We start from the raw sequence: 23,248 nt of genomic DNA, 5'->3' as shown, positions 1-23,248 counted from the left end.
TCTGGTGGGCGCACCTCAGGTGGCTGTACCAGAATCCTCCGGAGAGCCTGGAGAAGTGGGCTCCGGACCTGAACAAACCCATCTACCATTTCTGGACGCGGATGGAGACGCCGATCATCATTGTTTCCCTGCTGTGGGGATTGCTGTTCGGCTGGGAGGGATTCTTCTGGATGGGCGCGCTGCGCATGGTGTACTCGCTCCACGGGCAGTGTGCGGTGAACAGCCTGACCCACCTGGGCGAGCACAAGGGCGACTCCAGCAAGAACCTGTGGTGGCTGGGACCGCTGCAACTTTCCGCGTGGGGCGAGAACTGGCATCGCAATCATCATTCGCAGACCAACTCGGCACGCTTCGGATGGAAGTGGTGGGAAGTGGATATCGGGTGGTACTTCATCCGGGCGATGGCGGCGGTGGGACTGGCGAGCGATGTGAAAGTACCGAAGAAACAGCTTGAATCAGTGAGTCAGTGAATCAATTCATCTTGGTTACTTGCTCATTTGGTGGTTTGAGCGGCGTCGTTCTCTTCAGTTGCCCCCAGGGCTAATGCTCCTTGAAGCTGACTTTCCTGCCACCCGAGGCCGGCTCTCCCAGCGTTCCGGCATTCAGTCCTCACATGCAGCTCGGCGGCTTCAGCGCTCCACAAGCTTCTCCAACGTCTCGAAAAACTCCGGAAAAGAAACACGGGCGGCGTCGGCGTTGCGGATGACGACCTGATCCTGGGCGCGCAGGGCAGCGACGGCGAAGGCCATGGCGATGCGGTGGTCGCCGAAGGAGTCCACTTCCCCGCCCTTGAGTGGCTGACCGCCGGGGACGCGCAGGCCATCGGGAAATTCCTCCACATTAGCGCCCAGGGCGCGCAGGTTTTGCGCGACGGCGGCGATCCGGTCCGACTCCTTGACGCGCAGCTCAGCGGCGTCACGGATCTCGATGCCCTGTTCGGTGTAGGGCGCGATGGCGGCCAGCACCGGCAATTCATCGATCAGGGCAACGGTCTGGACGCCGGAGATGCGGACGCCGCCTAAAGGACGCGGCTCCAGGCGGATAGTGCCGGCGAGCTCGCCCAGCCGGTCTTCGACGTTGAGCATGGAAACCCGAGCGCCCAGCGCAGAGAGGACGTCGAGCAGGGCGGAACGCGTGGGGTTGAGCAGGACGTCGTCCAGAACCAGGTTCGATTGCGGGAACAGGGCGGCGGCGCAGAGGAAAAAAGCGGCGGTCGAGATGTCGCCGGGGATGCGCATTGCGACCGGATGCAGCGGCTGGCCGCCCTGAATGGAAACGCGTCCCAGGGCTCGGGTGAGGCGGGCGCCAAAGGCTTCGAGCGCCAGTTCGCCGTGGTCGCGAGTGCGCACAGGTTCGGAGACCGAGGTCTCGCCTTGGGCCAGCAGGCCCGCAAACAGCACCGCGGTCTTCACCTGGGCGCTGGGCACCGGCAGGGCGTAATCCATGCCGCGGAGACCGGCGCCGGAGATGCGCAGCGGCGGGCAGGCTCCATCGGAGGCGGTGATGGAAGCGCCCATCTTCGTGAGCGGCTCGATGACACGGGCCATCGGACGGCGGGAGAGCGAGGCGTCACCGATGAGCTGACTTTGAAAGGGTTGCGCGGCCAGCACGCCGGCCAACATGCGCATGGTGGAGCCGGAGTTGCCGCAGTCGAGCGAACCCTGGGGAGCGGCGAGCACCGGGCCGCGGCCGAGAATGTTGATCATGCCCGCTGCGGTTCGGGTCACGGTGGCGCCGAGCGCGCTCAAGCAAGCGAGCGTGGAGGCGCAGTCAGCGCCAGTGGAGAAGTTCTCCAGGCGGGACTCGCCCGCGGCCAGCGCGGCCAGGATGGCGTAACGGTGGGAGATGGACTTGTCACCGGGCAGCCGGAGAGCGCCGAGCAGGTTGCGCGCGGGACGAATGGCGAGGTCGAGGGACACGCTGAGTCGAGTTTATACGGAGGCGGCGCGGCTAGAAGTGTGAACTATGCAGTGTGAACTATGAACGAAACCCAGAACTTTCGCTTCGGGCCTAAGCGCACGAGTCCTTAGGTGCGGGCGCGAGCGGCGGTAGAAACTTCGTCGAGCACGTCCTTGGGAACCTCGCGCAGGCTGAGGTTGAGCTCGAACATGGGGCTGAGGGAGCCGCGGCCCCAGCGGTTGACCTCCCAATGGGCGCGCAGGAACTTGATGTCCGGGTCGGCGGTGAGGTCGACGAGCAACGGGTGCTGGCCGCGGTAGAACTTCTGCGGGAAGCGCGCGACCGGCTGGCTGCCCCAGGCGGCGCCGTCGGCCGAGCCCCAGATGCTGACGTCGAGCGCTTCCTGCTCGACGATGTCGGTGATGGCGAGGGTAGCCAGGAAGACGCGATGGCCGGCGGTGGAAATGTCCGCAGCCGCGCCGTCGCCGTTGGCGGTGACGCGAGTGGAAGGCGGGATGAGGTGTGTTTCCAGCATGGCGGTTGAGATTCTATCAGGGTGAATGGCTATAGGGATTCCTCGACTCGCCCTCGCTTCCCGCGTCGCTGCGCCCGCGGCGTTCGGGCTCGCTCGGAATGACAATATCTAGGGACTGCCAGATGCAGGGCTGAAAGCCCTGCTCCACCCAAGTCCCGATACCTTTCACACGTCAGCCGATATTGAGCGAATCGAGGAAGCTGCGCATTAACTTGCCGGCGTGGGCGGGCTGCTCGAAGGGGCTGTAGTGGCCGGCGCGCGGGATGACCTCAAGGCGGCTGCCGGCGATGCCCTGCTGGATTCGTTCCTGTTCCGCGCGCGGGGTGAGCGTGTCTTCGGCTCCGGCGAGGACAAGCGTCGGTACCTTGATGGTCTTGAGCGTGGGAAAGGAATCCGGGCGTTCCGCCATGCCGCGCTGGACGGCAGCCAGAGCGGGCGCAGACATCACCCGCATCATCTTCAGCGCGGAGTCAACCAGATCGGGGCGTGTGGCGCGCGTGGTCTCACCGATGAGCTTGGGGAGCATGGACTGAAAGAAAGGCTCGGTGCCGTGGGCTTCGGCTTCGTCGGCGGAGCGCAGGCGGGCGAGGCGGCCTTCTTCCGTGTCCGCTCCGGCCTTGGTGTTGGCCAGGATGAGCGCGGAAACGCGCTCGGGATATCGGCGCCAGAACTCGAACAGGATGTATCCGCCGATGGAAACGCCCGCAAACACGGCGCGGCCGACGCCCACGGCGTCGCAGACGCGGGCGAGATCAGCAGCGTGTTTCTGCATGGTGGCGGGGCCATCACCTACGGTGGATTCGCCGTGACCACGCAGGTCCGGAAGCAGCAGGTGGTAGCGCGAACCCAGCAGATCGGCGACCGGCAGCCAGAAATGGTGGTGGGTGGGAAAGGGATGCAGTAGGACCACCGGCGGGCCGTCACCCAGGATCTGGCAGAAGATATCGGCGTCACGGCTGACGGTGTGCATGGCAGGGAGGAATGATAAACCAGCGAGGGAATCTGTGATTTGGTGATTTGAGAGCTCGGGGCTAAAGCCCTCGCGCCGTCGCGTCGTAACGCCGGGCTAAAGCCCGGCTCTCCCACCCCACCTCTACGCGCACACGCCAAGCGTGTTCATCGCTAGACCAATGTACCGCTGCTTGCTCGAGACCGGCGGGACTGCTTCAGTGGTTGCGGGCCTCGGCTGGGGTTCCCGCGGGAGCGGCCACAATCTCGGGCTCCTCGGGCATCACGATCCAACCGATGACGTAGGCCAACACGCCGCCGCCGCCGAACAAGGCGACCAGAACCCAGACGACGCGGATCAGGGTGACGTCGAGGTCGAAATATTCGGCGAAGCCCTGGCAGACGCCGGCGATCTTGCGGCCGTGGCGCGGGCGAATGAGCCGCTTACGGGCCACGACCACGCCCACGCGCTTGCCGCAATAGGCGCAGAGGTTGGCGTCGTCCTGGATGACCTTGCCGCAGTAGTTGCAGTACATGGAAAGCCCCTCCTCACATGATTATACGAACGGGACAGAGGAAGGTTCCGTGAACAAGCTCGTGGGGCCGCGCCTACGGTCCCTGCGCGATCACCCTCACCTGCGAATCCTGGAGGGAATAGATACATAGCTCCGGCGGCTTCCCTTCGACGTAACGCGCGAAGGAAAGGCGGGTGCCATCGGGCGACCAGTGGGGAGCAAATTCATCGGAGGTTGCCGTGCTCGTGAGGTTGGCGGCGCCGGTGCCGTCGGCGTTGATGATCCAGATATCTGCGTCGCCGTCCGGGCCCTTCTTGGAGACGAACGCGATCTTCTTCCCATCTGGCGACCACGCAGGATGGAACTCAAACGTTCCCGGCATGCGGGTGACCTGCCGGACTTCGCTTCCGTCGGCCTTCATCACAAAAATCTCGTCATCGCCAGCCCGGTCGGAGGCGAACACCACCTGCGTGCCATCGGGTGAAAAACGCGGAGAAAAATCCTTCTTGTCGTGCTCCGTGAGCTGCACCGCACCTGTCCCGTCGGCGTTCATCACGAAGATCTCCATATTGCCCGTACGATCGGAGTGGAAGACGATCCGCTTTCCGTCGGGAGACCAGTGGCCATCCCCTTCTTCGGAGGGTCGGTTCGTGAGCCTGTGGAGGCCCGCTCCGTCGGGCCCAACGCGGTAGAGCTCCTCGTTGCCGTCGCGTTGCGACAGGAACACGAGGCAACACCCGCCGGGCGACCACTGCGGCCCGAAATCCATTTTCGGGTGGTGCGTCAATTGCACGCGCCCTGTTCCGTTTACGTTTACTACGTACACTTCTTCGTTCTCGCCAAAAAACGAGAAGGCGATCCGATTTCCATCCGGCGACCAGGCCTGCGCGAACGCCAGGTCGGCAGCGGCGAGCGATAGCGAGAGCACGGCGAGCAGGCGACCCACGACGCGCATGAGACTGTCCTCCAAGTCCTTGCAGGGTACGACTATATCCCGTTCGACGACACTTGGAAGGATTGGTGAGCGCTTTCCTGGAAGAGAATCGTGCGGCTATTTGGGTGCGGGGCTCTCGCCGCGGGCTATTTTTCGTGGAACGGTTCTTTCAAATGCTTGCGCGCTAGGTCAGCCCAGCGCGAGTCCGTCGGGGCAGCGGCAAGTACCGCTTGATAGCGCTCAAGAGCCTGGCGGCGCTGTCCCATGAGGTCGTACATCTGCCCGGCGTACAGGTTGGCGCGCAGCTTGAGCTCGGCCTCGACCTGGGGCTGTTTGGAGACGTTGGCGTAGGCGTCGACCGCCTGCGCGTAGCGCCGCTGTCCCTTGAGGCTCTCGCCCAGGCCGAAATAGGCCAGTTCCAGGTGGGGCTGGTAGAAGCGCGGCGCGTTCTCGATCACGCGCTGGTAGGCGGTGATGGCCTCCGGGCCGTGCCCGGAGTCGTTGAGGATGTTGGCCACTTCCAAAGCGAAGAGGAAGTTGCGCGGGTAGAGCGTGGTGAGGCTGCGGGCGACGCCGAGGGCTTCATCGTAGCGCTGCTCGCGGCGGAGGAAGAGGCCGAGAGCGATCTTGGCGTCCACGGCGCTTTCCCCGCCCGCGTTACCCGCCTCGTAGAGGTAGCGAAGCCCTTTTTCGCGGTTGCCCCGATAGCCCGCCAGGAAGGCCGCGACTTTGACGAACAGAGGCAGGCTGCCGGCGATGTATTCGTGCACTCCGACCACGGTCTTGGCGTCGACGTAGCCAGGGTCGAGCTGGAGGATGCGCTCGTGGTCGTCACGGGCGCCCTTGGCGTTGCGCAGCGCGGCAATCCAGCTCTTCTCCACCAGGCCCATGTAGGTGGACTGCATGCCGCGAGCCACGCCACGAGCGTAGAGGGCCTCGAGGTCATCCGGCTTCGCGGCCAGGCGCTGGTCGCAGAGCGCGGTCACGCGGCCGATGAGTTCCTTGATGCGGGCGCCCGCTTTGGGGTCAGGTGGGAGCTGCTTGCGTTCGAGAAAACTGTTGTTGGCGTAGAGGCCGGTGTCAAAGGCGCCGATGCGGTACAGCTCGTGGAAAAGTACGGCGGAAAGCAGGTGATTCAGCGCGAAGGGATCGTTGGGATTGGCCGAAGCGACGCGCTCGAAGTCGCGGATGGCAGTGTCGTAGTCCAGGCTGTAGTAAGCCTCGAAGCCCGAACGCGTGAGCGGATCCAATCTTGTGCCCGAAGGCGGACGCAAGGACGGGGCTTCGGCGCTGAGCATGGGCCTGGAAGCAGGCAGGCCGAGAGCCAACGCAAGCAGCAAAACGATGGGCGAACGCAGGCGAGCGAGAAACATAGAAGCAGTTCAGGGTCGAGTTTACCGCAAGGCAGGCGCCCATCGAGCTCAGGGACCCGCAGGCTGGCTCTTCCCACTAAGGCGGGATTCCGTTAGAGTGCGCGCGTATGCCCTCGGCGCCGCCTGTGGTGCTGACGATCGCTGGGTTCGATCCGTCATCGGGGGCCGGGGTGTCGGCGGACATCAAGACCATCGCGGCGCATGGGTGCTACGGTATCGCCTGCATCACGGCGTTGACGGTGCAGTCCACGACCGGGGTACGGCGGGTGGAGGCGGTCTCGGCGCGACTGGTCCGCGAGACACTGGACGAACTGGTGGCCGACCTGGCGCCGGCGGCGGTGAGGATCGGAATGCTGGTCTCGGCGCCGATCGTGGACGCGGTGGCGGACTTTCTGGAGGCGCGCGGCCTTCCCAACGTGGTCCTGGACCCGGTGATTCGGGCGACCTCGGGAGCGGAACTGCTGGACCCAAAGGGTATCGAACGCCTGACCCGCCGGCTGCTGCCGATGGCCACCGTAATCACCCCCAACATCGACGAGGCCGCCCGGCTGACCGGTAAACCGGTCACCAACCTGGCGGAGATGAAGGCCTCTGCCCAGGAATTCCACCGGATGGGCGCCAAGGTCGTGGTGGTGACCGGGGGCCACCTGGAGCGGGCGGTGGACCTGCTCAGCGTGGCGGGAAAGGCAGGGCCGGAGCAGTCCGAGTTTGCATCGGAGCGGCAGACAACCACCTCCACCCACGGGACGGGCTGTGCCTTTGCCGCCGCCCTGGCCTCAAACCTGGCCTTAGGCCGCCAGATCCCCGATGCCGTGGTTCTGGCCAAAGCCTACGTGACCCAGGCGATCGCACGATCCTTTCCGCTAGGCCACGGAAGCGGACCCATCCACCATCTATTTCGTATGGAGCAGCCACCTCGCTCCGGGCAGGACTAGCCGCAACCGTCCCGCCAGACCTGCACCAGTTCGTGGGGTGCCTTCAAGGCTGGCGTTTCAGTTCTTAACCGGCTTGCGACTTGACTTTTCCTACTATTTTTCATATAGTTACCGGATAATCTTGGGGTGGCGGAGTGAGTATAGCGAGTTAGGCGTTACTCACCGCGGAGGTTGAATGAGACGAGTTTTAGCCGGCTTGGTGGCCGCTATGCTTCTGGCGGTCGCCGGAGGGGCGGAACCGACTCGAACTACCCCGAAGGCCAAGCCTCAAGCGGGCCTGCAAGCCAAAGCACGCCAAAAAAGGGCTCAGAACAAGCCCTACCAGGTTGGGAAAGCCTCGTGGTACGGTAGGCGCTTTCACGGGCGAACCACGGCCAGCGGTGAACCCTTCAACATGTATCAGTTCACGGCCGCCCACCGGCAACTCCCTCTAGGGACATGGGTTAGGGTCACGAACCTGAAGAACGGGCGATGGGTTGTGGTGCGCGTCAACGACCGCGGCCCGGTACCCGAGAACCGAATCATTGACCTCTCGCTGGGCGTCGCCCAGTTGCTGGGTTTCCGTGACCGAGGAATCGCCCGGGTGCGGCTGGATGTGGTCGAGCCTCCCGCCACCTTCGCACAAGTCCACAATCTGTCTGGCCTGGACTGAGGGCCGGGTATAGACTTGGGCGCGATGCCCACTGTCGCCGGTCCGCGTCCGCCCGCCAGCGCCGCCGAGCGGCTGATTGTGGCGCTGGACGTCGGTTCGGCGGCGGAAGCGCAAAGACTCGCCCAAGCCATCGGTTCCGGGGCCGGGTGCTACAAAATCGGTAAACAGCTGTTCACGGCCGAAGGCCCGGATCTGGTCAAGGAACTGACCGGAGCCGGCCGGAAGGTCTTCCTCGACCTGAAGTTCCACGACATCCCCCATACCGTGGCCGGAGCCGTGCTCTCGGCGGCGAATCTGGGCGTTTCCATGCTGACCGTCCACGCCTCCGGGGGGCGCAAGATGCTGGAGGCGGCGGTGGAGGCGGCGAGCAGGGCTCAGAAGCCTCCCCTGGTCCTGGCCGTAACGGTTCTAACCAGCCTGGGAGAGGCCGACCTGGGCGAGATCGGGGTTCCGGGCAAGCTCACCGACCAGGTGGTGCGGCTGGCCCGGCTGGCCAAGCAGGCGGGGTGCGGTGGCGTGGTAGCTTCGCCGCACGAGATTGCCGACCTGCGGCGGGAGTTCGGCCCGGAAATGGTCATAGTAACGCCCGGAGTGCGGCCGGGAGGAAGCGCAGCCGGCGACCAGGCGCGGGTGGCCACGCCCGCCGAGGCGATCCGGGCAGGGGCGGATTACATCGTAGTCGGAAGGCCGATCACGGCAGCCGCAGACCCTGAGCAAGCCGCGCGGGCCTTAGTGGCGGAAATCAAACGAGCGGCGGAAGGGCGCTCGGCAGTGGTTTCAGCCTGAGACCAGGCTGCCGGCAGCCTACAGCTTCTCGCAGAAGTCGCAGGCCGAGCAGGAAATGAAGATGCCGCCGGGAACGCCGCGCTCGCGGTCCTTGACGCGTTTGACGACGCGGGTGGGCTTGCCGCACTTGGGGCAGTCGGTGCTCTTGGCCGTATCCATGACCCTCTGACGGTCGGCCGTCTTGGCGATTTTTGCGCCTCGCATGAATGAATTCTCCCTGGAAATGAAGGCGTCGGTGGGAAGGACCTAGCGGTCGTGCTGGCCGCGCCACTCTCCGACACCGATAAACAGATACAGCAAAAAACCCAGCACAAACAGCATAACCGCCCGCAGGTCCTGCGTCCAGATGCTGAAGCCCAGGCAAAGAGCAAACAGGACAAGGGCGGCGCGACGCAAGGTGAAGCGGCGGCTTCCGGAAGCGGCCGGCGTGGGAACGGAGTGCCCGGGCATCGGGACTCCATTGTAATCCGGGGGCGCGCGCCGTAACCTTGCTGCGAGCGGGCAATCTATTACGGTAGTGGCTCCTGAAGGAGCTGCGACGAACATCCCAAGGAGAGAAATGATGAAGCGAGTTTTGTTGTCCCTGATGATGGTGGCGGTGGCGGCCACCGTGGCCCTGGCGGGCGGCAAGAAACAGACCCTGAACGGACACCTGGTGGACATCATGTGCAGCAGCGAGCATGCCTCCGAAGGCGAGGCCTTCGGCGCCAAGCACAGCAAGGAATGCCTGCAGATGCCTGACTGCGTGAAGAGCGGCTACGCGGTGCTGACGGCGGACAAGAAGGTGGTCAAGTTCGACGCCAAGGGCAACGAGGAAGCGAAGAAGCAGTTGGCGGCCCTGGCCAAGGAGAAGGACATTCGTGTGTCGGTGACGGGGACGGTGGAGGGAGACACTATCCAAGTAGCGTCGATGCAGGTGGAGTAGTCCCAGAGCCCGGTTGTCGATCGGGTTGGGCCGCAGGCCGGAGGGCCGGCGGCCCGTTGTTTGTTTACACCCTCCCGCGGCGTTTGTTAATTTCTAAGGGTCTTACCGAGCGGACGCGCCGCAGCGAGCGCCCGCCCTGCCGAGCCATCATCGAGCCCAAATCCGAAGCGAGAAGACCGTCATGGCCATGAAATTCAAGGGAGTGGACTTTATCGAGTTCGATTCCCTGCTGAACGAAGACGAACGCCTGGTGCGCGACACCACGCGCAAGTTCATCGAAGAGAACCTGATCCCCATCATCGAACAGTGCAACCGTGACGGGCGCTTTCCGCGCGAGCTGGTGAAGCCCATGGGCGACCTGGGCTTTTACGGGGCGAGCCTGAAGGGCTATGGCTGCGCGGGGATGTCTAACGTGGAGTACGGCCTGGTGATGCAGGAACTGGAACGCGGCGACAGCGGCTTGCGCTCATTCGTGAGCGTGCAGTCGGCGCTGTGCATGTATCCCATTTACGAGTTCGGCAGCGAAGAGCAGAAACAGAAGTGGTTGCCGGCGATGCAAAAGGGCGAGAAGCTGGGCTGCTTCGGGCTGACCGAACCGCAGTTCGGCTCCAATCCGGGGGGGATGCTGACACGCGCCAAGAAGGACGGCAACGACTACATTCTGAACGGGGAGAAGATGTGGATCACCTCGGGCACGATCGCCGACCTGGCCATCATCTGGGCCAAGGTGACGGACGAGGGCGACAAGATCCGCGGATTCATCGTGGAAACCGACCGGCCGGGCTTTTCGGCACAGGACGTGCACGGCAAGTGGTCGCTGAGGGCGTCAGTGACTTCGGGGCTCTCGCTGCAGGACGTGCGGGTACCAGCGTGCAATCTGCTGCCGAAATCGGGCGGCCTGAAATCTCCGCTGATGTGCCTGAACCAGGCGCGCTACGGGATCGCGTGGGGAGGCGTAGGAGCAGCCATGTCCTGCTACGACACCGCGCTGCAGTACGCGCAGGTGCGCAAGCAGTTCCACGACCAGCCCATCGCCTCGCACCAACTGGTGCAGGAGAAGCTGGTGTGGATGATCAGCGAAATCACCAAGGGGCAACTGCTGGTGCTGCAGGTGGGTCGCATGAAGGACCAAGGGCGGGCGCAGCATTACCACATCTCCATGGCCAAGCGGAACAACGTATGGATGGCGCTGGAGTGCGCGCGGCTGGCGCGGGACATACTGGGAGCCAACGGAGTGGCCGACGACTATCCCATCATGCGGCACATGATGAACCTGGAATCGGTGAAGACCTACGAAGGAACGCACGACATTCACGCCTTGATCATCGGATCGCAAATCACGGGAATCGACGCGTTCTAGCGCAGCAGTCAGCAGTCAGCACTCAGCCCTCAGCGACCAGCGAAGGCACGAGGAGGAGGGATGGCGACGCAGGTGAAGCCCGAAAGCAAGACCAACACTTTTTCGAAGCACATGGAGTTCGAGCTGGCCCTGGAGTTTCTGCGGGTGGTAGAGGATGCCGCCATTGCGTGCGCGAAGACCATGGGCCAGGGCGAGCGCAAACATTCCGACCATGTGGCCGTGGAGGCCATGCGGCGGACGATGGACACCGTGCCCATGCGGGGCACCATCGTGATCGGCGAAGGTGAACGCGACGAGGCTCCCATGCTCTATATCGGTGAGCAGGTCGGCGCGCCGCCGGTAGACGGCGTGGAGTTTGCCGAGGTGGACATCGCGGTAGATCCGCTGGAAGGCACGAACCTGTGCGCTACTGGGGCACCCAACGCCATCACGGTGCTGGCGGCTTCCGAGCGTCACGGATTGCTGCACGCGCCCGACTGTTACATGGAAAAGCTGGTGGTGGGTCCGTCATGCAAGGGGGCCGTGGATCTGGACGCGCCGGTAGCGGACAACCTGAAAGCCATCGCCAAACGCCTCAGCCGTGACGTCGAAGACCTGGTGGTCATCGTGTTGGACCGGCCGCGGCACGAGAAGCTGATTGCCGATATCCGCAAGGCTGGAGCGCGCATTCGACTGATCGGCGACGGAGATCTCTCGGCCGGCATCAGCGCGGCGGTCATCGGCACCGGAGTGCACGCGGTGATGGGCACCGGCGGAGCTCCGGAAGGAGTGCTGACGGCGGCAGCGCTGCGCTGCTTGAACGGCGAAATCCTGGCACGGCTGGTGATCGACAAACCGCAACTGGAAGAGCGCATCGCCAAGATGGGCATCAAGGACAAGAAGAGAATCTACCGGACGGAAGACCTGGCGCCGGGCAAGAACATCATCTTCGCCGCCACCGGCGTGACCGACGGCTCGCTCATGCGTGGCGTGCGCTTCTTCGGCGAAGGCACGCGGACTACTTCCCTCATCATGACCATGGAGACCGGAAAAGTCCGGTTCGTGGATTCAATCCACCTGGAGAAGCGGGAGGATGTGAAGGTGCGGTTCGCCTAAGTGAGGTCTCAGTTCCCGGTTCTCAGTTCTCAGTGAACGCTGAGCCCAAAAAAGGCCCGGCCCCTAACTTCATCCTAGCTGGCCGCTTGCCATTCCGCGGGCGGCCATTCCACCGGCGTGCCTTCGAACAACGGGACGCAATCCTCAATGCGGCGGTTGCCGTCGTGGATGGCGAAGCGGGCGGGCTTGCCGCTGGAGGTATGACTCCAGAGCGAGACTCCAGCGTAGGCGCCATCGTTGCGCAGGATGTAGAAGATCATCTCGACGAAGCGCAGCCGGGTCATGTCGTTGTTGAAGTTGCGGGCGATGCGACGCAAGGCGTCCAGGCCGGCTTCTTTGGGCTCCATGCCACGGCGCATGTTTTCCACGACCGTGTGCGCACCGCAGATCTTGATGCATTCCTCGCCGCGGCCGGTGGCCCCAGCGGAGCCTACGTCCTGATCGGTCCAGCAGCCGGCCCCAATGATGGGCGAATCGCCGACGCGGCCGGGAATCTTCCAGGCAAGACCGCTGGTGGTGGTAGCGCCGGACATTTCACCCTTTGCATTGACGACCGAGACGTGAATGGTGCCGGTCGGCGGAAAGAGCACGCGCTCGATAGCGTCGCGACGGAACCCCGGCTCGATGCCCAGGCGTGCAGCGACTTCCTCCATCCAGCGAATCTTTTCCCGGAAGGCCTGTTGGGGTGGGTTTGCAGTGGGAGGTGTCCACTTTGGATCGCTTAGACCGGGCCCCCAGGAGTCGGCGCGCGACATGGTCTCCTTCCATAGGAGCCAGGTCTTGCGGGAACGGTCCGTCAGCAGGTTCTCCTCCGGGAAGCCATGGGCGCGGGCAAAGCGCGCGGCGCCTTCGGCCACCAACAGGAGGTGATCGGTGCGCTCCATGACCGTCTTGGCGAGCATGGAGACGTTCCTGATGCCGCGCACGGAAGCCACGGCCCCGGCACGGCGCGTAGGGCCGTGCATGCAACAGGCGTCGAGCTCGACTACACCTTCCTCGTTGGGCAGGCCGCCAAGGCCGACTGAATCGTCGGCGGGATCATCTTCCTGGGCGCGACAGATGAAGAGAGCAGCGTCCAGCGTGTCGCCGCCGCGTTCGAGCATCTGGTAGGCGCCCTCCTGCGACTGACTTCCGGTCACCTTGCTGATGATGGCGGGTCGGCGGGGAGAAGAAGCCGGCTCTTGGGCCGCGACGTCAAGCCCCAAGGCGGCGGCAGTCATGCTGCCGGCGACGAGAAAATCCCGGCGGGAAGGCTTCATGGAGGACCTCCTGGGAAGAGCGGAAGAATAGCACGAGGGCGGCCAACGGCCGCCCTCGCGGTGTCAAACGACGGATGCCGGTTCGTCTATCCGGCGATGGCCTGCGTCGTACTGCGATCGGCGCGGAAGCGCAGGAGGGCGCCGATACGGCCGGCGGCCGAGAACTCGGCGTGCTCGGCGACGCAGGCCAGGTTCGCCCCACCCCGCAGCGCGCGCGTGACCAGATGGTCGGTAACGTTCTCCAGTTCCCGGGTGGGTTGGCCGCATACGGCACAACTCGAAACCAGGCGGTAGTCCAGGTGGTCGCAGTGCGGACACTCGACGGCCTGGGCCTGGAAACCTTCGTCGAGCACCAGGGTCTGGACCTCGCCACGCTCCAAGGCGTTCAGCACGCGGCGCAAGCCGAGGGCGCCCCGGCCGTTGCGGCGCGCCTCCGCGAGCACTTCCTCCACCAGGCTGCCGCGGTGCGCCGTCTCAAGCTCATCCAGACGCTTCTCGACGTGGTCGCGGATCTCATCGGGCGTGGTCTGCACAGGATCGAGCGAATTGCGGCCCAGCAGGCGTCCCTTGAGATAGGGATGCAGCAGGGGCTCGAACTCCGACCAGACGTCATCACGGCAGAAGACGAGCAACTTGTCGCAGCCGCCGGTGAGCATCAGGTCACGGGCGCGGGCGGCGACGCGGCGGAAGTGCCGGTGCGCTTCCGCATCGAGGTGGCGTTGCGAGTGGCCGGCGTCATAACCCAGAAATCCCTCACTCGCACCGTGGGGCGGCAGCTCGTTGCGGAATTCGTCCTTGAGGCGGATCTCGCCCACGACGAGCTCGAAGAAGCGCGCGCGCTCACGATCGAGCCCCACGACCAGGCAGCGGGAAAGCCGCTCGCCCAGGGCCAACAGGGGCCGCAACTGGAAGCGGGAGTTGAGGAACACCTCGGTGCGCCCAAGACGGGCAGGCAGGTCATACTGGCGCCAGAAATCGCGCGCCGGGCAGGCGAAGATGGCGCGGGCGCGATGGTGATCGCCGTGCCAGAGTTCGTTCATGGCCAGGATGCGTTCCAGGTCGCGACGGATACCTGCGGCCGAGCCGCCGTTGGCCGGCAGACGGCGCAGGGCGTCGCGAACTTTTTCCTTCACGGCCACGACCTCGCCGTGATGGGACTTGTCCTGGGGCGGGATGGGTTGGAAGTAGAAACTGACGGCACCACCTTCCGGCGATTCCAATTCGGCCAGATGGCGAAGCTCGTCGCGAGTAATCATAAGGGCCTCCGGAAGAAACCAGGATCAGGCTGTCTTGGAGTAATGCAAGACGCGCTCACGGAAGACCTCCGGGCCCGGGAGCGTACGGCGCAGGTGCTCGCGGGCGGCGGCGATCGAGGCGCGGACGTCGTCTACGGAACGGTCGGTAGCCGCGGCGATCTCCTCGACGGTAAAGCCCTCAATGGCGAACAGGACGAAGGCTTCCCGGTCGCGGGCCGGGGCGTGCAAAAGCGCGCTCTCGACCTGCTGCAGGATCTCGTCGGAGGCCGCGATCTCCTCAGGGGTGAGGGCGCGGCGGTCGGCTATGACCTCTTCTTCGAGTAAGAGCTCATCGGGCTGGTGATACTGGAGTTGGGAATCGTCCGAAGCGCGGACGTTCTGCTTGCGCGCCGAGGTTTCCAGCGGAACCGCCGTGGGAACATGCTCGTGGTTGCGCGCGTCAATCTCCGAAAGGGCACGGATGGAAAGCCGGTAGAGCCAGCGTTCTAGCGACAGCGGCTGGGGACGCTCCTCGCCGTCGGCCAGGGCAGTGGCGATCACTTCGTCGATCACCTCGTCGCGCGTGATCCAGCCCGGCTCAATCAGGTCACTGGCCTCGCGATAGCGCAGTTCGCGATCCACGAAACGCTCCAGGCGCGCCAGGTTCACATTGACATAGGAACGGATGTCGGCGTCGGTGACGCTGGGGGCGGTCACGGCGGCCACGGTCTTCTCAAACGGGACCGCGGGAACCGCCTGGCGGCCGGCGCGGCGGCGCCACTTGTGCTGGTTGCGCAGCAGTTCCTTGTGCTTGTTGAGCTGCGCCAGCAGGTCGGAGAAGGCGGCCTTGGCGGCCTGCACGGCGGTGGGCGCGGAGTCGTGCGCGGCCAGTTGCCCGGAGGGCAGGCGCAAGTTCAGGGCCACGCTGACGGAGGCTCGCGAGGAGTTGGGCTCCACACTGCCGTGGAGATGGACGAGCTCCGGGCGGAAAGCGTGCAAGCGGCGCTCGAGCTTCTCTACCTGGGCCTGGAATTCCTTCTCGACATCGGGGGTCTTGGCGGTTTTGTAACTGAAGTGCACGTTCATGGGAGCCTCGGAATGAGCGAGTCCACTGCACCCACGACTCGGGCCGGCTGACGACTGCCGACAACCCGATTTTACACCCCGAGGAAAAGTGTCAAGGGCAAATCTGCTGATACCCGACCCACCGCAACCTTTTCAACTTGACTTTTGTGCAGAAGGGGGAATCAGACAGCCACGGTGAAGGAGGCGTCGTTACGAGTAACCGGGCGGTAGAGAGTGTCGCGCTCGACGGGCTCCCGGCCAGCCTCGCGGATGAGGCGGATCAGTTCCTGGCGGCGGAGGCCCTGCGGGGTAGTAGCGCCAGCATCGTGGTAAATCTTCTCTTCGACTACCGTGCCGTCGATATCGTCGGCGCCGAAACGCAGCGTGACCTGGGCCACCTTGGGCGTCACCATCTGCCAGTACGACTTGATGTGGGAGAAGTTGTCCAGCACCAGGCGGCCGATGGCGATGTTTTTGATGTCGGCCAGGCCGGTGGTCTTGGGCAAATGGCGAAGGGCGGTGTGCTCCGGGTGGAAGGCCAGGGGAATATAGGTCTGGAAGCCGCCGGTTTCGTCCTGCAGGGCGCGGAGCTTGAGCAGGTGGTCGACGCGGTCCTCGTCGGTCTCGACGTGTCCGTACAGCATGGTGGCGTTGGAGCGTAGGCCGATCTGGTGGGCGATGCGAGCGGTATCCAGCCACTGGTCGCCATCGATCTTGTGGTCGCAAATGATGTGACGGATGCGGTCGGCAAAGATCTCCGCTCCGCCCCCAGGCAGAGATTGCACCCCGGCGGCCTTGAGCTGCTCCAGGGTCTCGCGAATGGAGAGCTTGGCACGCTTCGCCAGGTAGGCGACCTCCACCATGGTGAAGGCCTTCAGGTGCACCTGGGGGAAGCGTTCCCTCAGTCCGCGAATGAGGTCGAGGAAGTACTGGAAGGGCAGGTCGGGATGCAAGCCGCCGACGATATGAAACTCGGTAATCGCATCGGTCCAGCCGGAGGCCGCGGTCTGAAAAGCCTCTTCCAGGGCCATCGTGTAGGCGCCGGGAGCGTCCTGCTTGCGGCCGAATGCGCAGAGCCGGCAGGCCGCCACACAGACGTTGGTGGGATTAATGTGGCGGTTGACGTTGAACCAGGCCACGTTGCCGTGCATGCGCTCGCGGACATGGTTGGCAAGCCAGCCCAACGCCAGCACATCTCCGGAACGGTAGAGCGCAAGGGCGTCCTCAGGATTCAGACGTACGCCCGACATCACCTTTTCGTGGATGGGAACCAGGCTCGGGTCGTCGGTCTGAAAGGAGTGTGTCATGCGCAAGTCGATGATACCGCATGGTTACCGCCCGTACTCAGCAGGCGCGTGAACGGGCGAACCCTAGGAAACGAACGGATGCGGTGAACTGAATGAAATCACCGGCTGGAGACTGGGTCCGTCAGACGCGGACGACGTTGGATGCCTGCAGTCCCTTCGGTCCTTGGGTAACCTCGAACTCTACTGTTTCGCCCTCGTTAAGCGTGCGGTAGCCATCGGACTGGATGGCGGAGTAGTGGACGAATACGTCGCCTCCCTTCTCCCGCTGAATGAAACCGTACCCCTTCGTGGCATTAAACCACTTCACCGTGCCTCTTTCCCTCATCGCTGCTGTTGCTCCTTGCTGCTGGCCGCGGGCCCCAAAAGACAAAAGCCCCGAGGGCCATTCTGCCCCGGGGCTTCAGTCATGAGAACCCGTCGCTCACCACGCCAGACTCAAGGGCGATTATAGGGGGAAAGTCAAGGGTTTGGTAGAGCCAATTCGGGGTGGCTAGGGGCGGAGGAGGAGGTCGCCGGCTACGAATGCGAAAAAGACCAGGGAAATCACGCCGTTCAGGGTGAAGAACGCGGCATTAAGCCGACTGAGGTCCCGAGGCGACACCAGGGCATGCTCGTAGACCAGGAGTAGTCCGACGACTGCGACCCCGGCCATGGCCAGGGTACCAAGCGAGAACAGGGCCATCAGGGCGACCAGGAGCAGAAGCATCAGGCCGTGCAGGACGCGGGCAATCCAGAGGGCGGAAGCGATACCGAAGGCGCTGGGAATGGAGTGCAGGCCTTGCTCCCGATCGAAGTCGTAATCCTGGCAGGCGTAGAGGATATCGAAGCCTGCCACCCAGAGGGTGACGGCGGCGGTCAGGACCAGAATGCGTGGGTCGAATGAACCCCGGACGGCAATCCAGGCCGCGGCCGGGGAAATTCCGAGCGCAAAACCCAGGACGAGGTGTGACCACCGGGTATAGCGCTTGGTGTACGAGTAAAGCAGAATCACCGCCAGTGCGACAGGAGAAAGCGCGAACGCGAGGGGGTTGAGTTGCGCCGCCGCGAAGATGAGCCCTGCGGACGCAGTGAGCACGAACAGGAAGACAAAGCGGCGCGAAAGCGTGCCGGTCGGCAGGGCGCGAGTGCGGGTGCGGGGATTGGCGGCATCGAGCGCGTGGTCGGCGAGGCGATTGAAGGCCATGGCCGCGGATCGTGCCGACACCATGGCCACCACGATCCAGAGGAGCTGGTGTGCCGTCGGCCAGCCGCCGGCCGCCAGCATGGCTCCGCAGAGTGCGAACGGGAGCGCGAAGACGGAATGCTCCCACTTGATCATCTCCAGAGTGGTTCGGATGTCGCGCAGCAGGGGCACAAGAAGATTGTAGCGGCGCGATGGGAAGAATGGACGGTCGAGCAGCGGGTCGAGTATGCCGCCCGTAAACCGCACGCCGCAGCCGGCTTGTCAGGAGCCGGAGAAGCCCTCGCGGCCGATGAGGGGCACAAAACGGCAGCCATCCAGGTGGGTCACGAAGGTGCCGCCGGATTGTTTGCGGATGAGCTGCAGCTCCTGGGCGAAAGTGGAACCGACCGGCACAATCATGCGGGCGCCTTCGCGTAGCTGGTCGAAGAGCGACGGTGGAACCTGCGGCGCGGCGGCGGCAACGATGATGGCCTCGAAGGGAGCGGCCTCCGGCCATCCCAGGGTGCCGTCGCCTACGCGCACGTGAACGTTGGTGTAACCCAGCCGAAGGAGGGCTTCTTCCGCGCGCATGGCCAAGCGCGGCTGGCGCTCGATGCTATAGACCTCGCGCGCCAGCTCGGCGAGCAACGCTGTCTGGTAGCCGGATCCCGTGCCGATCTCCAGCACGACGTCCTCAGGCCGCAGCGCCAGCGCCTCCAGCATCGCGGCTACCACGTAGGGCTGGGAGATGGTCTGGCCCTCGCCGATGGGCAGCGGAAAGTCGCCATAGGCGTCATCGTGGTGCTCCGGCGGCACGAAGAGGTGGCGCGGCACCTGCGCCATAGCGGCCAGGACACGCTCGTCCCGGATGCCGCGTGCACGGAGCTGCACTTCCACCATGGCCAGGCGGCGCATCCGGTAAGGATCGGCTTGTGAAGCGCCGGCCACGCCCTTCCCTCGACCTCCCTTTTTACTTCTTTCGCTGCCGGATCCTCAACTCGAAACCGACGATGCCGTTCTGGTCGCGCACCGCCACCAGGGAAACATTGCGGCTGAGGTAAAACTCGCCCTGGATCACCTGCTGCGAGGACTGGGAAAGGTTGGTGATGTAGGTGAGGGTCACCTGCGGCGAAACCTGCTGCTCGATGGTCAGGCGGGCGCCGGGATTGTTCTCCGGGCCGCCGACCTGGGGATCGATCTTGATGCGGCTTACGCCGAACAGCCGTTGCACGCGGCTGCTGAGCGTGGCATTCAGCGCGGAGCCCAGCACGGTGTTGGCCACATCCTCACCGAAGGTGTCCGTGGTTTGCCGGGTCAGGACCGTCTCCTCGCGGGTGCGGCCGAGGGCCAGCAGGGCGATGATATCCGGCGTGGGCAGCGGCGGGTCCGAGCGGTAGCTGGTGGTCAGATGGTCCAGAGGACCGTGCAGCCCAATGGAGATGTCGTACTGACGGACACGGGCCGAGGCGTCCAGATTCAGCACCGGCTCGACGCGCACCGGATTGGAGAACGTGATCTCACCCTGGTTGATGCGGTAGTCGGTGCCGCCAAACGTGACGCGACCATCGGAGATGTCGATGCGACCGAGCACGGCGGGGGCCGCCGCGGTGCCGCGCACGTGCAGATCCACGTCGCCAGAGATGCGCGCGAGAGAGGTCTGGACCTCCAGCGAGGGCGTGGAAACCACGTGCACGTCGAAGCGCATCCTTTCCACGATGTCGGCAGGGCCGGGGAGGGCCATCGGGGTGCGCTGCGTGGCCAGATAGGCGGCAAAGTCGAACTTCGGACTGACGCTGAAACGCCGCACGGTAACCTCGCCGGAGAGCAACGAGCCCCCCGCCGAGCCCACGAACCGCAGGTCTGCGTCCGCCACTGAGCTGACGCCGGGAGGATGGCGCAGCCGGATCTCACGGCCGCGAATGGTGAGGTCGAAAAAGAGGCCCCGGTAATAGGCAATAGAGCCGCCAAGGTCCAGCGTCCCCCCACCGGTGCGCGCGGTGAGCGATTCGATCTGCAACCGGTTCTGGTTGAAGGTCATGTGGCCATTGATGTTGCTCAGGGCGTTGGGCGCGTCGATGAAGGCTACCGAAGCATCCGCAATGCGCAAGTTGCCCAGCAGGTTGGGCTGCTGCGCGGTGCCGGTGATCGTGAGGTCTACCGTGGCATCGCCGGATGCCTGGAAGTTGGGGTCGATGGACTGCAGCAGGCGGAAGTTCGCCCGGCCCTCGGCGCGCAAATCCAGGCGGCGCGCGCCGAGGAACTCGACCCGGCCTTGCGCCGAGAGGTCGGTTCCTTCGCCGACGATGTGGAGGCGTTTCAGATTCAGGGCGCCCTGGCTCACAGCGAACTGGATGGGGCCGTCGTTTGCCAACTCCACGCCGGCGATCTCGGCAGCTAACTGCGATATTTCACCCTCGAGCTCCAAGCTCTGGCGATCCGCAAGCGGACCCGTAAGGTCGAGCTGCCCGGAAACGGCGGAGTGCCCGGTGATGCGACCGGGAACAACCGCACGCAGCAGCGGATCGACGTCCAGCCGGGAGAAGCGCAGAGAAAGACGGGCGGGCCAGCCCTCCTGCAGGCCGACCTGGCCGTCGGCCGTGAGCTCGCCCACGCGAAAAGCGGAACGAGCGGTCAGGTGCAGCGTTCCGGAACGCGTCGCGGCGTGGACTTCCAGGTCGCCGGCCTCTTCCCCGTTGAGCACGAGACCTGTCAAGCGAACATCCGACGAGATTTCCGGTTCCGCTGCTGTCCCGTGGCCTTGCAGTTGGAATGAAAGCCGACCGTCGGTCGAGAAGCGCGGATGCTGCAGGCGGCGGAAACTGGAAAGCTGGAAACCCGACCCATCGAGGTCGAGGCGGAAGGAACGATCGGCGAAGCGCCAGGCGGCTGTACCGGTGGCGCGCCCGCCGTTCTGCGCAATGAGGAGTTCGCCCAGCTGGATCTCGCCGTGTTGCATGCGAATCCCGGAGGCGAATGCACGGAAAGGCTCACCGAAGAGTTCGGCTTGCCTTACTTCCAACTTTCCTTCTCCCCGCGGATCCACCCAGGTGCCGCGGGCAGAAAACTCGAAATCCAGGGTTCCCCGAACCGGGTAGCTAGTCCCGGTGAAGGACTGCAGCCGGTCCAGGGAGGCGTCGCGCACACGAAGATGCCCAGTCAACGGCGCGGCTTCCGTGAAACGGCCGTTGCGAAGCTCGGTAGCCAGGTCGAAGGTGATCGACGCGGCATCATGTCGCAGCTCGGCTGCGCGAATCTCAAGGCGCTCGGCGGAATAGACCAGACGGGTCGAGAGAGAGTCGAAACGCAGAGCGAGCGGACCGGCATCGGCACTCGCAGGCCGGATGACACCAAAATCCGCGGCCGTCAGTTGACCCTCGAGGCGTGGGGACTTCAAGTTGCCGGAGAGATGCCCTTCGAAAGCGGCGCGGCCTTCGGGCTCAAGCTGGAGCGGAAGCGCGGAAGCGAGCACATCCATGACGGTGCGCACTTCGGCTAGTTGATCCGACGCCAAAGACAGCCGCAGCGAATCGCCCGGCGAACCCAGCGCTCCTGCGGCCTCCAGACGCGATGCCGGGGTGACCAGCTCCAAGTGTTCGACTCGGAGCATTCCGGCGGCGGGACGATAGGCGCCCACGAGAGCGCCCGTGACGGGCCAGTCTCCCGGCTGAAGCGCTGGTGGCGGCGAGACATCGAGCGAAAACTCCCAGCCCGCGGCCGCAAGCGTGTCGCGCCAGGCTAGCTTCACGGTGCCTCCCACGCTGCCGGCGGCGTTCAGGCGCGAGAGAGGAAGCGGGTCCGCGGACAGAGCAGCCGCCAGCGCGCCGAGTTGAATACCGGTGAGCTTGAGATTCGCCGTGCCTTCCTGTGCCGGCGATCCGCCGGCATTTCGTGGCGCCCGGCGGTACAACGCCGCCGACCCGGCAACGTTGCCGCCCAGCGCATGGGCAAAGAGGCTAGAGATCTCGAGTCGCTCCCGGTCGACTGCAAACTGCGCTCCCCCGGCGATTCCGGAAAGGCGCAGCGAAGGAGCCTGCCAGGCGATGCCGGTCCAGCGCAGCCTTCCTGACGAGGAAAACGCCGACAGCGGGCCGCTTCCCTGGCCGCTGATCTCGATCTGCCCGGCGCGAAGTGCCGGAAGCTGAAGAACAGGGCTGAACTCGCGAACGTCGAAAGCGCCGGAGTAGTCCACCCTCAGCTCCGGATTGGCAAAGTCATCCACTCGGCCTGTCGCCTCCAGGCGAGAACCCTTCGAGTTCCACTGCAGGCTGGTAATCTCGAGGGCTTTCGCCCAAAGGCGGAAAATCACGCGCGTATGCGATGCAAGCGGGGGCGCGGCACGGTAATGAAGCTCGATGGCGTCCAGAGAAAGGTCGCCGTCATAGCGGCGCTCCAGCGCGCGATAGGCCAGGGAGAGGGAGGCATTCCGAACGGTTAGATCGAGCGGAACGCGGCGTTCGTTCCAGAACAGCTCACCGCTCGCAAGGTCGAGGCGGTCCACGGACAAGGCCGCGACATTCGGTGGGCTGCCCAGTTCCCGGGCGTCTTGCGGCTGGGGCAGATTGAGGGCGCCGTCGGGGAAGGTGATTAGGTGGACCGTGGGCCGTGTCACCGCGATCTCGCGCACGCCAAAACTGGGACTGAAGAATGAAAGCACCTTGAGTCGCACCCGCACCGAATCGACGTGGACGAAGGGGCGTTCTCCGGTCGGCTCGCGTCCGTGCAGCACCAAGTCGCGAGCCTCGAAGGCGAGGCTCCAGAGGTCCCAGTGGAAGGAACCGATATCAACTCGGGCGCCGGTCGCGCGCTCGATGCCTTCTACCAAAGCGGTACGCAAACGAGTTTCAAAAGCCTCACTCGACAGGTACCAGCCCGCGAGCAACATGCTCACCAACAGCAGGATGAAGAGACGCAGCAGCCACTTACCACGGCGTCGCGGCTTGGGAGTGGGCTGGCTCATCGCACCTGAATCTCCGTTTGTCCGCGTAGTGCCTGCAACCAGGTGGTGACCAACTCGTTGACGCGCTGCTCCGTCAGCACGCGCTCGATCCGGGCGCGCACTTCGGCCACCGGCGGCACGGGTGCGTTCTGCGCGCGAAGTTGCGGCGCGAGTTGGTCACGATAGTAAGTTTCGACCGAAGGCGGGTCGACGAAGACATTGGGCCGAAAACGCTGGTCGATATAACGCTCCAGGTTGAGTTGGATGGCCAGGCGCTGGCGGAGGATAGCTTCGGTCAGGCCGTACCGGGCGAGCAGGTCGTGCCAG

Annotated in this window: 24 protein-coding genes; 7 read left to right on the top strand and 17 right to left on the bottom strand. The window is 64.6% G+C overall.

Features of this window, described 5'->3' with window-relative positions; translation table 11 throughout:
* Nucleotides 1-470 (top strand): hypothetical protein (locus VLE48_00245; protein HSA91415.1); only part of this gene is annotated, 470 nt, incomplete at its 5' end.
* A gap of 159 nt (nucleotides 471-629) precedes the next feature.
* Here VLE48_00245 and aroA read toward each other — a convergent pair.
* The 6 genes from aroA to VLE48_00215 all read right to left on the bottom strand — a co-directional run bounded on the left by aroA (nucleotide 630) and on the right by VLE48_00215 (nucleotide 6,204).
* Nucleotides 630-1,919 (bottom strand): 3-phosphoshikimate 1-carboxyvinyltransferase, encoded by a 1,290-nt coding sequence (aroA, locus tag VLE48_00240; GenBank protein ID HSA91414.1) that lies wholly within the window; start codon nucleotides 1,917-1,919, stop codon nucleotides 630-632.
* A 107-nt stretch (nucleotides 1,920-2,026) separates the two neighbouring features.
* Complete coding sequence (locus tag VLE48_00235; GenBank protein ID HSA91413.1) at nucleotides 2,027-2,434, bottom strand: hypothetical protein; 408 nt, start codon at nucleotides 2,432-2,434, stop codon at nucleotides 2,027-2,029.
* 172 nt (nucleotides 2,435-2,606) lie between these two features.
* A complete protein-coding gene (locus VLE48_00230) occupies nucleotides 2,607-3,404 on the bottom strand; it encodes an alpha/beta fold hydrolase (protein HSA91412.1) in 798 nt (265 codons plus the stop codon).
* 196 nt (nucleotides 3,405-3,600) lie between these two features.
* Complete coding sequence (locus tag VLE48_00225; GenBank protein ID HSA91411.1) at nucleotides 3,601-3,918, bottom strand: PspC domain-containing protein; 318 nt, start codon at nucleotides 3,916-3,918, stop codon at nucleotides 3,601-3,603.
* A gap of 73 nt (nucleotides 3,919-3,991) precedes the next feature.
* Complete coding sequence (locus VLE48_00220; protein HSA91410.1) at nucleotides 3,992-4,852, bottom strand: hypothetical protein; 861 nt, start codon at nucleotides 4,850-4,852, stop codon at nucleotides 3,992-3,994.
* A 125-nt stretch (nucleotides 4,853-4,977) separates the two neighbouring features.
* Nucleotides 4,978-6,204 (bottom strand): tetratricopeptide repeat protein, encoded by a 1,227-nt coding sequence (locus VLE48_00215; protein HSA91409.1) that lies wholly within the window; start codon nucleotides 6,202-6,204, stop codon nucleotides 4,978-4,980.
* A 107-nt stretch (nucleotides 6,205-6,311) separates the two neighbouring features.
* Here VLE48_00215 and thiD point away from each other — a divergent pair, with 107 nt between their 5' ends.
* The 3 genes from thiD (at nucleotide 6,312) to pyrF (ending at nucleotide 8,577) form a co-directional block, all read left to right on the top strand.
* Nucleotides 6,312-7,139, top strand: coding sequence for a bifunctional hydroxymethylpyrimidine kinase/phosphomethylpyrimidine kinase (gene thiD, locus VLE48_00210; protein HSA91408.1), 828 nt, complete (start codon nucleotides 6,312-6,314; stop codon nucleotides 7,137-7,139).
* A 175-nt stretch (nucleotides 7,140-7,314) separates the two neighbouring features.
* Nucleotides 7,315-7,791, top strand: coding sequence for a septal ring lytic transglycosylase RlpA family protein (locus VLE48_00205; protein HSA91407.1), 477 nt, complete (start codon nucleotides 7,315-7,317; stop codon nucleotides 7,789-7,791).
* A gap of 24 nt (nucleotides 7,792-7,815) precedes the next feature.
* On the top strand, nucleotides 7,816-8,577 hold the full coding sequence (pyrF, locus tag VLE48_00200) for an orotidine-5'-phosphate decarboxylase (GenBank protein ID HSA91406.1): 762 nt from the start codon (nucleotides 7,816-7,818) through the stop codon (nucleotides 8,575-8,577).
* An 18-nt stretch (nucleotides 8,578-8,595) separates the two neighbouring features.
* Here pyrF and VLE48_00195 read toward each other — a convergent pair whose 3' ends face one another.
* Both VLE48_00195 and VLE48_00190 read right to left on the bottom strand, forming a co-directional pair.
* Nucleotides 8,596-8,781, bottom strand: coding sequence for a hypothetical protein (locus VLE48_00195; GenBank protein HSA91405.1), 186 nt, complete (start codon nucleotides 8,779-8,781; stop codon nucleotides 8,596-8,598).
* A gap of 42 nt (nucleotides 8,782-8,823) precedes the next feature.
* A complete protein-coding gene (locus VLE48_00190) occupies nucleotides 8,824-9,027 on the bottom strand; it encodes a hypothetical protein (protein HSA91404.1) in 204 nt (67 codons plus the stop codon).
* A 109-nt stretch (nucleotides 9,028-9,136) separates the two neighbouring features.
* Between VLE48_00190 and VLE48_00185 the strand changes: the two genes are divergently transcribed.
* The 3 genes from VLE48_00185 (at nucleotide 9,137) to glpX (ending at nucleotide 11,957) form a co-directional block, all read left to right on the top strand.
* Complete coding sequence (locus VLE48_00185) at nucleotides 9,137-9,502, top strand: hypothetical protein (protein ID HSA91403.1); 366 nt, start codon at nucleotides 9,137-9,139, stop codon at nucleotides 9,500-9,502.
* A gap of 181 nt (nucleotides 9,503-9,683) precedes the next feature.
* Nucleotides 9,684-10,862 carry an acyl-CoA dehydrogenase family protein gene (locus tag VLE48_00180; GenBank protein ID HSA91402.1) on the top strand — a complete coding sequence of 393 codons (1,179 nt, stop codon included), beginning with the start codon at nucleotides 9,684-9,686 and terminating at the stop codon, nucleotides 10,860-10,862.
* A 60-nt stretch (nucleotides 10,863-10,922) separates the two neighbouring features.
* Nucleotides 10,923-11,957, top strand: a complete 1,035-nt coding sequence (gene glpX / locus VLE48_00175) for a class II fructose-bisphosphatase (GenBank protein HSA91401.1) — start codon at nucleotides 10,923-10,925, stop codon at nucleotides 11,955-11,957.
* 74 nt (nucleotides 11,958-12,031) lie between these two features.
* On the opposite strand, the gene VLE48_00170 is transcribed toward glpX, so the two are convergent.
* The 9 genes from VLE48_00170 to VLE48_00130 form a co-directional block, all read right to left on the bottom strand.
* The gene (locus VLE48_00170; GenBank protein HSA91400.1) at nucleotides 12,032-13,216 is read right to left on the bottom strand and encodes a N(4)-(beta-N-acetylglucosaminyl)-L-asparaginase; all 1,185 of its coding nucleotides are present in this window, start codon (nucleotides 13,214-13,216) and stop codon (nucleotides 12,032-12,034) included.
* 86 nt (nucleotides 13,217-13,302) lie between these two features.
* The gene (locus VLE48_00165; GenBank protein HSA91399.1) at nucleotides 13,303-14,472 is read right to left on the bottom strand and encodes a hypothetical protein; all 1,170 of its coding nucleotides are present in this window, start codon (nucleotides 14,470-14,472) and stop codon (nucleotides 13,303-13,305) included.
* Nucleotides 14,473-14,496: 24 nt separating this feature from the next.
* A complete protein-coding gene (locus tag VLE48_00160) occupies nucleotides 14,497-15,537 on the bottom strand; it encodes a sigma factor-like helix-turn-helix DNA-binding protein (protein HSA91398.1) in 1,041 nt (346 codons plus the stop codon).
* Between the two features lie 161 nt (nucleotides 15,538-15,698).
* Complete coding sequence (mqnE, locus tag VLE48_00155; protein ID HSA91397.1) at nucleotides 15,699-16,823, bottom strand: aminofutalosine synthase MqnE; 1,125 nt, start codon at nucleotides 16,821-16,823, stop codon at nucleotides 15,699-15,701.
* 121 nt (nucleotides 16,824-16,944) lie between these two features.
* On the bottom strand, nucleotides 16,945-17,148 hold the full coding sequence (locus VLE48_00150) for a cold-shock protein (GenBank protein HSA91396.1): 204 nt from the start codon (nucleotides 17,146-17,148) through the stop codon (nucleotides 16,945-16,947).
* A gap of 165 nt (nucleotides 17,149-17,313) precedes the next feature.
* Nucleotides 17,314-18,252, bottom strand: a complete 939-nt coding sequence (locus VLE48_00145; GenBank protein ID HSA91395.1) for a UbiA-like polyprenyltransferase — start codon at nucleotides 18,250-18,252, stop codon at nucleotides 17,314-17,316.
* Nucleotides 18,253-18,267: 15 nt separating this feature from the next.
* Nucleotides 18,268-18,933 (bottom strand): protein-L-isoaspartate(D-aspartate) O-methyltransferase, encoded by a 666-nt coding sequence (locus VLE48_00140; GenBank protein ID HSA91394.1) that lies wholly within the window; start codon nucleotides 18,931-18,933, stop codon nucleotides 18,268-18,270.
* Nucleotides 18,934-18,955: 22 nt separating this feature from the next.
* The gene (locus VLE48_00135; GenBank protein HSA91393.1) at nucleotides 18,956-22,942 is read right to left on the bottom strand and encodes a translocation/assembly module TamB domain-containing protein; all 3,987 of its coding nucleotides are present in this window, start codon (nucleotides 22,940-22,942) and stop codon (nucleotides 18,956-18,958) included.
* Nucleotides 22,939-23,248 (bottom strand): hypothetical protein (locus VLE48_00130; protein HSA91392.1); only part of this gene is annotated, 310 nt, incomplete at its 5' end. The genes VLE48_00130 and VLE48_00135, both read right to left, overlap by 4 nt.

It is taken from the genome of Terriglobales bacterium (assembly GCA_035454605.1).
GTDB lineage: Bacteria > Acidobacteriota > Terriglobia > Terriglobales > Acidobacteriaceae > DATMAB01.
This window is presented reverse-complemented; position numbering and strand designations above follow the sequence as displayed.

Bases quoted from the DNA above. Each gene is read 5' to 3' on its own strand.
- VLE48_00190 (HSA91404.1), bottom strand. From the start codon at position 9,027: ATGCCCGGGCACTCCGTTCCCACGCCGGCCGCTTCCGGAAGCCGCCGC.
- VLE48_00160 (HSA91398.1), bottom strand. From the start codon at position 15,537: ATGAACGTGCACTTCAGTTACAAAACCGCCAAGACCCCCGATGTCGAG.
- VLE48_00150 (HSA91396.1), bottom strand. From the start codon at position 17,148: ATGAGGGAAAGAGGCACGGTGAAGTGGTTTAATGCCACGAAGGGGTAC.
- thiD (HSA91408.1), top strand. From the start codon at position 6,312: ATGCCCTCGGCGCCGCCTGTGGTGCTGACGATCGCTGGGTTCGATCCG.
- VLE48_00235 (HSA91413.1), bottom strand. From the start codon at position 2,434: ATGCTGGAAACACACCTCATCCCGCCTTCCACTCGCGTCACCGCCAAC.
- VLE48_00205 (HSA91407.1), top strand. From the start codon at position 7,315: ATGAGACGAGTTTTAGCCGGCTTGGTGGCCGCTATGCTTCTGGCGGTC.
- mqnE (HSA91397.1), bottom strand. From the start codon at position 16,823: ATGACACACTCCTTTCAGACCGACGACCCGAGCCTGGTTCCCATCCAC.
- VLE48_00165 (HSA91399.1), bottom strand. From the start codon at position 14,472: ATGATTACTCGCGACGAGCTTCGCCATCTGGCCGAATTGGAATCGCCG.
- VLE48_00220 (HSA91410.1), bottom strand. From the start codon at position 4,852: ATGCGCGTCGTGGGTCGCCTGCTCGCCGTGCTCTCGCTATCGCTCGCC.
- glpX (HSA91401.1), top strand. From the start codon at position 10,923: ATGGCGACGCAGGTGAAGCCCGAAAGCAAGACCAACACTTTTTCGAAG.
- VLE48_00195 (HSA91405.1), bottom strand. From the start codon at position 8,781: ATGCGAGGCGCAAAAATCGCCAAGACGGCCGACCGTCAGAGGGTCATG.
- VLE48_00215 (HSA91409.1), bottom strand. From the start codon at position 6,204: ATGTTTCTCGCTCGCCTGCGTTCGCCCATCGTTTTGCTGCTTGCGTTG.
- VLE48_00180 (HSA91402.1), top strand. From the start codon at position 9,684: ATGGCCATGAAATTCAAGGGAGTGGACTTTATCGAGTTCGATTCCCTG.
- VLE48_00170 (HSA91400.1), bottom strand. From the start codon at position 13,216: ATGAAGCCTTCCCGCCGGGATTTTCTCGTCGCCGGCAGCATGACTGCC.
- VLE48_00225 (HSA91411.1), bottom strand. From the start codon at position 3,918: ATGTACTGCAACTACTGCGGCAAGGTCATCCAGGACGACGCCAACCTC.
- VLE48_00185 (HSA91403.1), top strand. From the start codon at position 9,137: ATGATGAAGCGAGTTTTGTTGTCCCTGATGATGGTGGCGGTGGCGGCC.
- pyrF (HSA91406.1), top strand. From the start codon at position 7,816: ATGCCCACTGTCGCCGGTCCGCGTCCGCCCGCCAGCGCCGCCGAGCGG.
- VLE48_00135 (HSA91393.1), bottom strand. From the start codon at position 22,942: ATGAGCCAGCCCACTCCCAAGCCGCGACGCCGTGGTAAGTGGCTGCTG.
- VLE48_00230 (HSA91412.1), bottom strand. From the start codon at position 3,404: ATGCACACCGTCAGCCGTGACGCCGATATCTTCTGCCAGATCCTGGGT.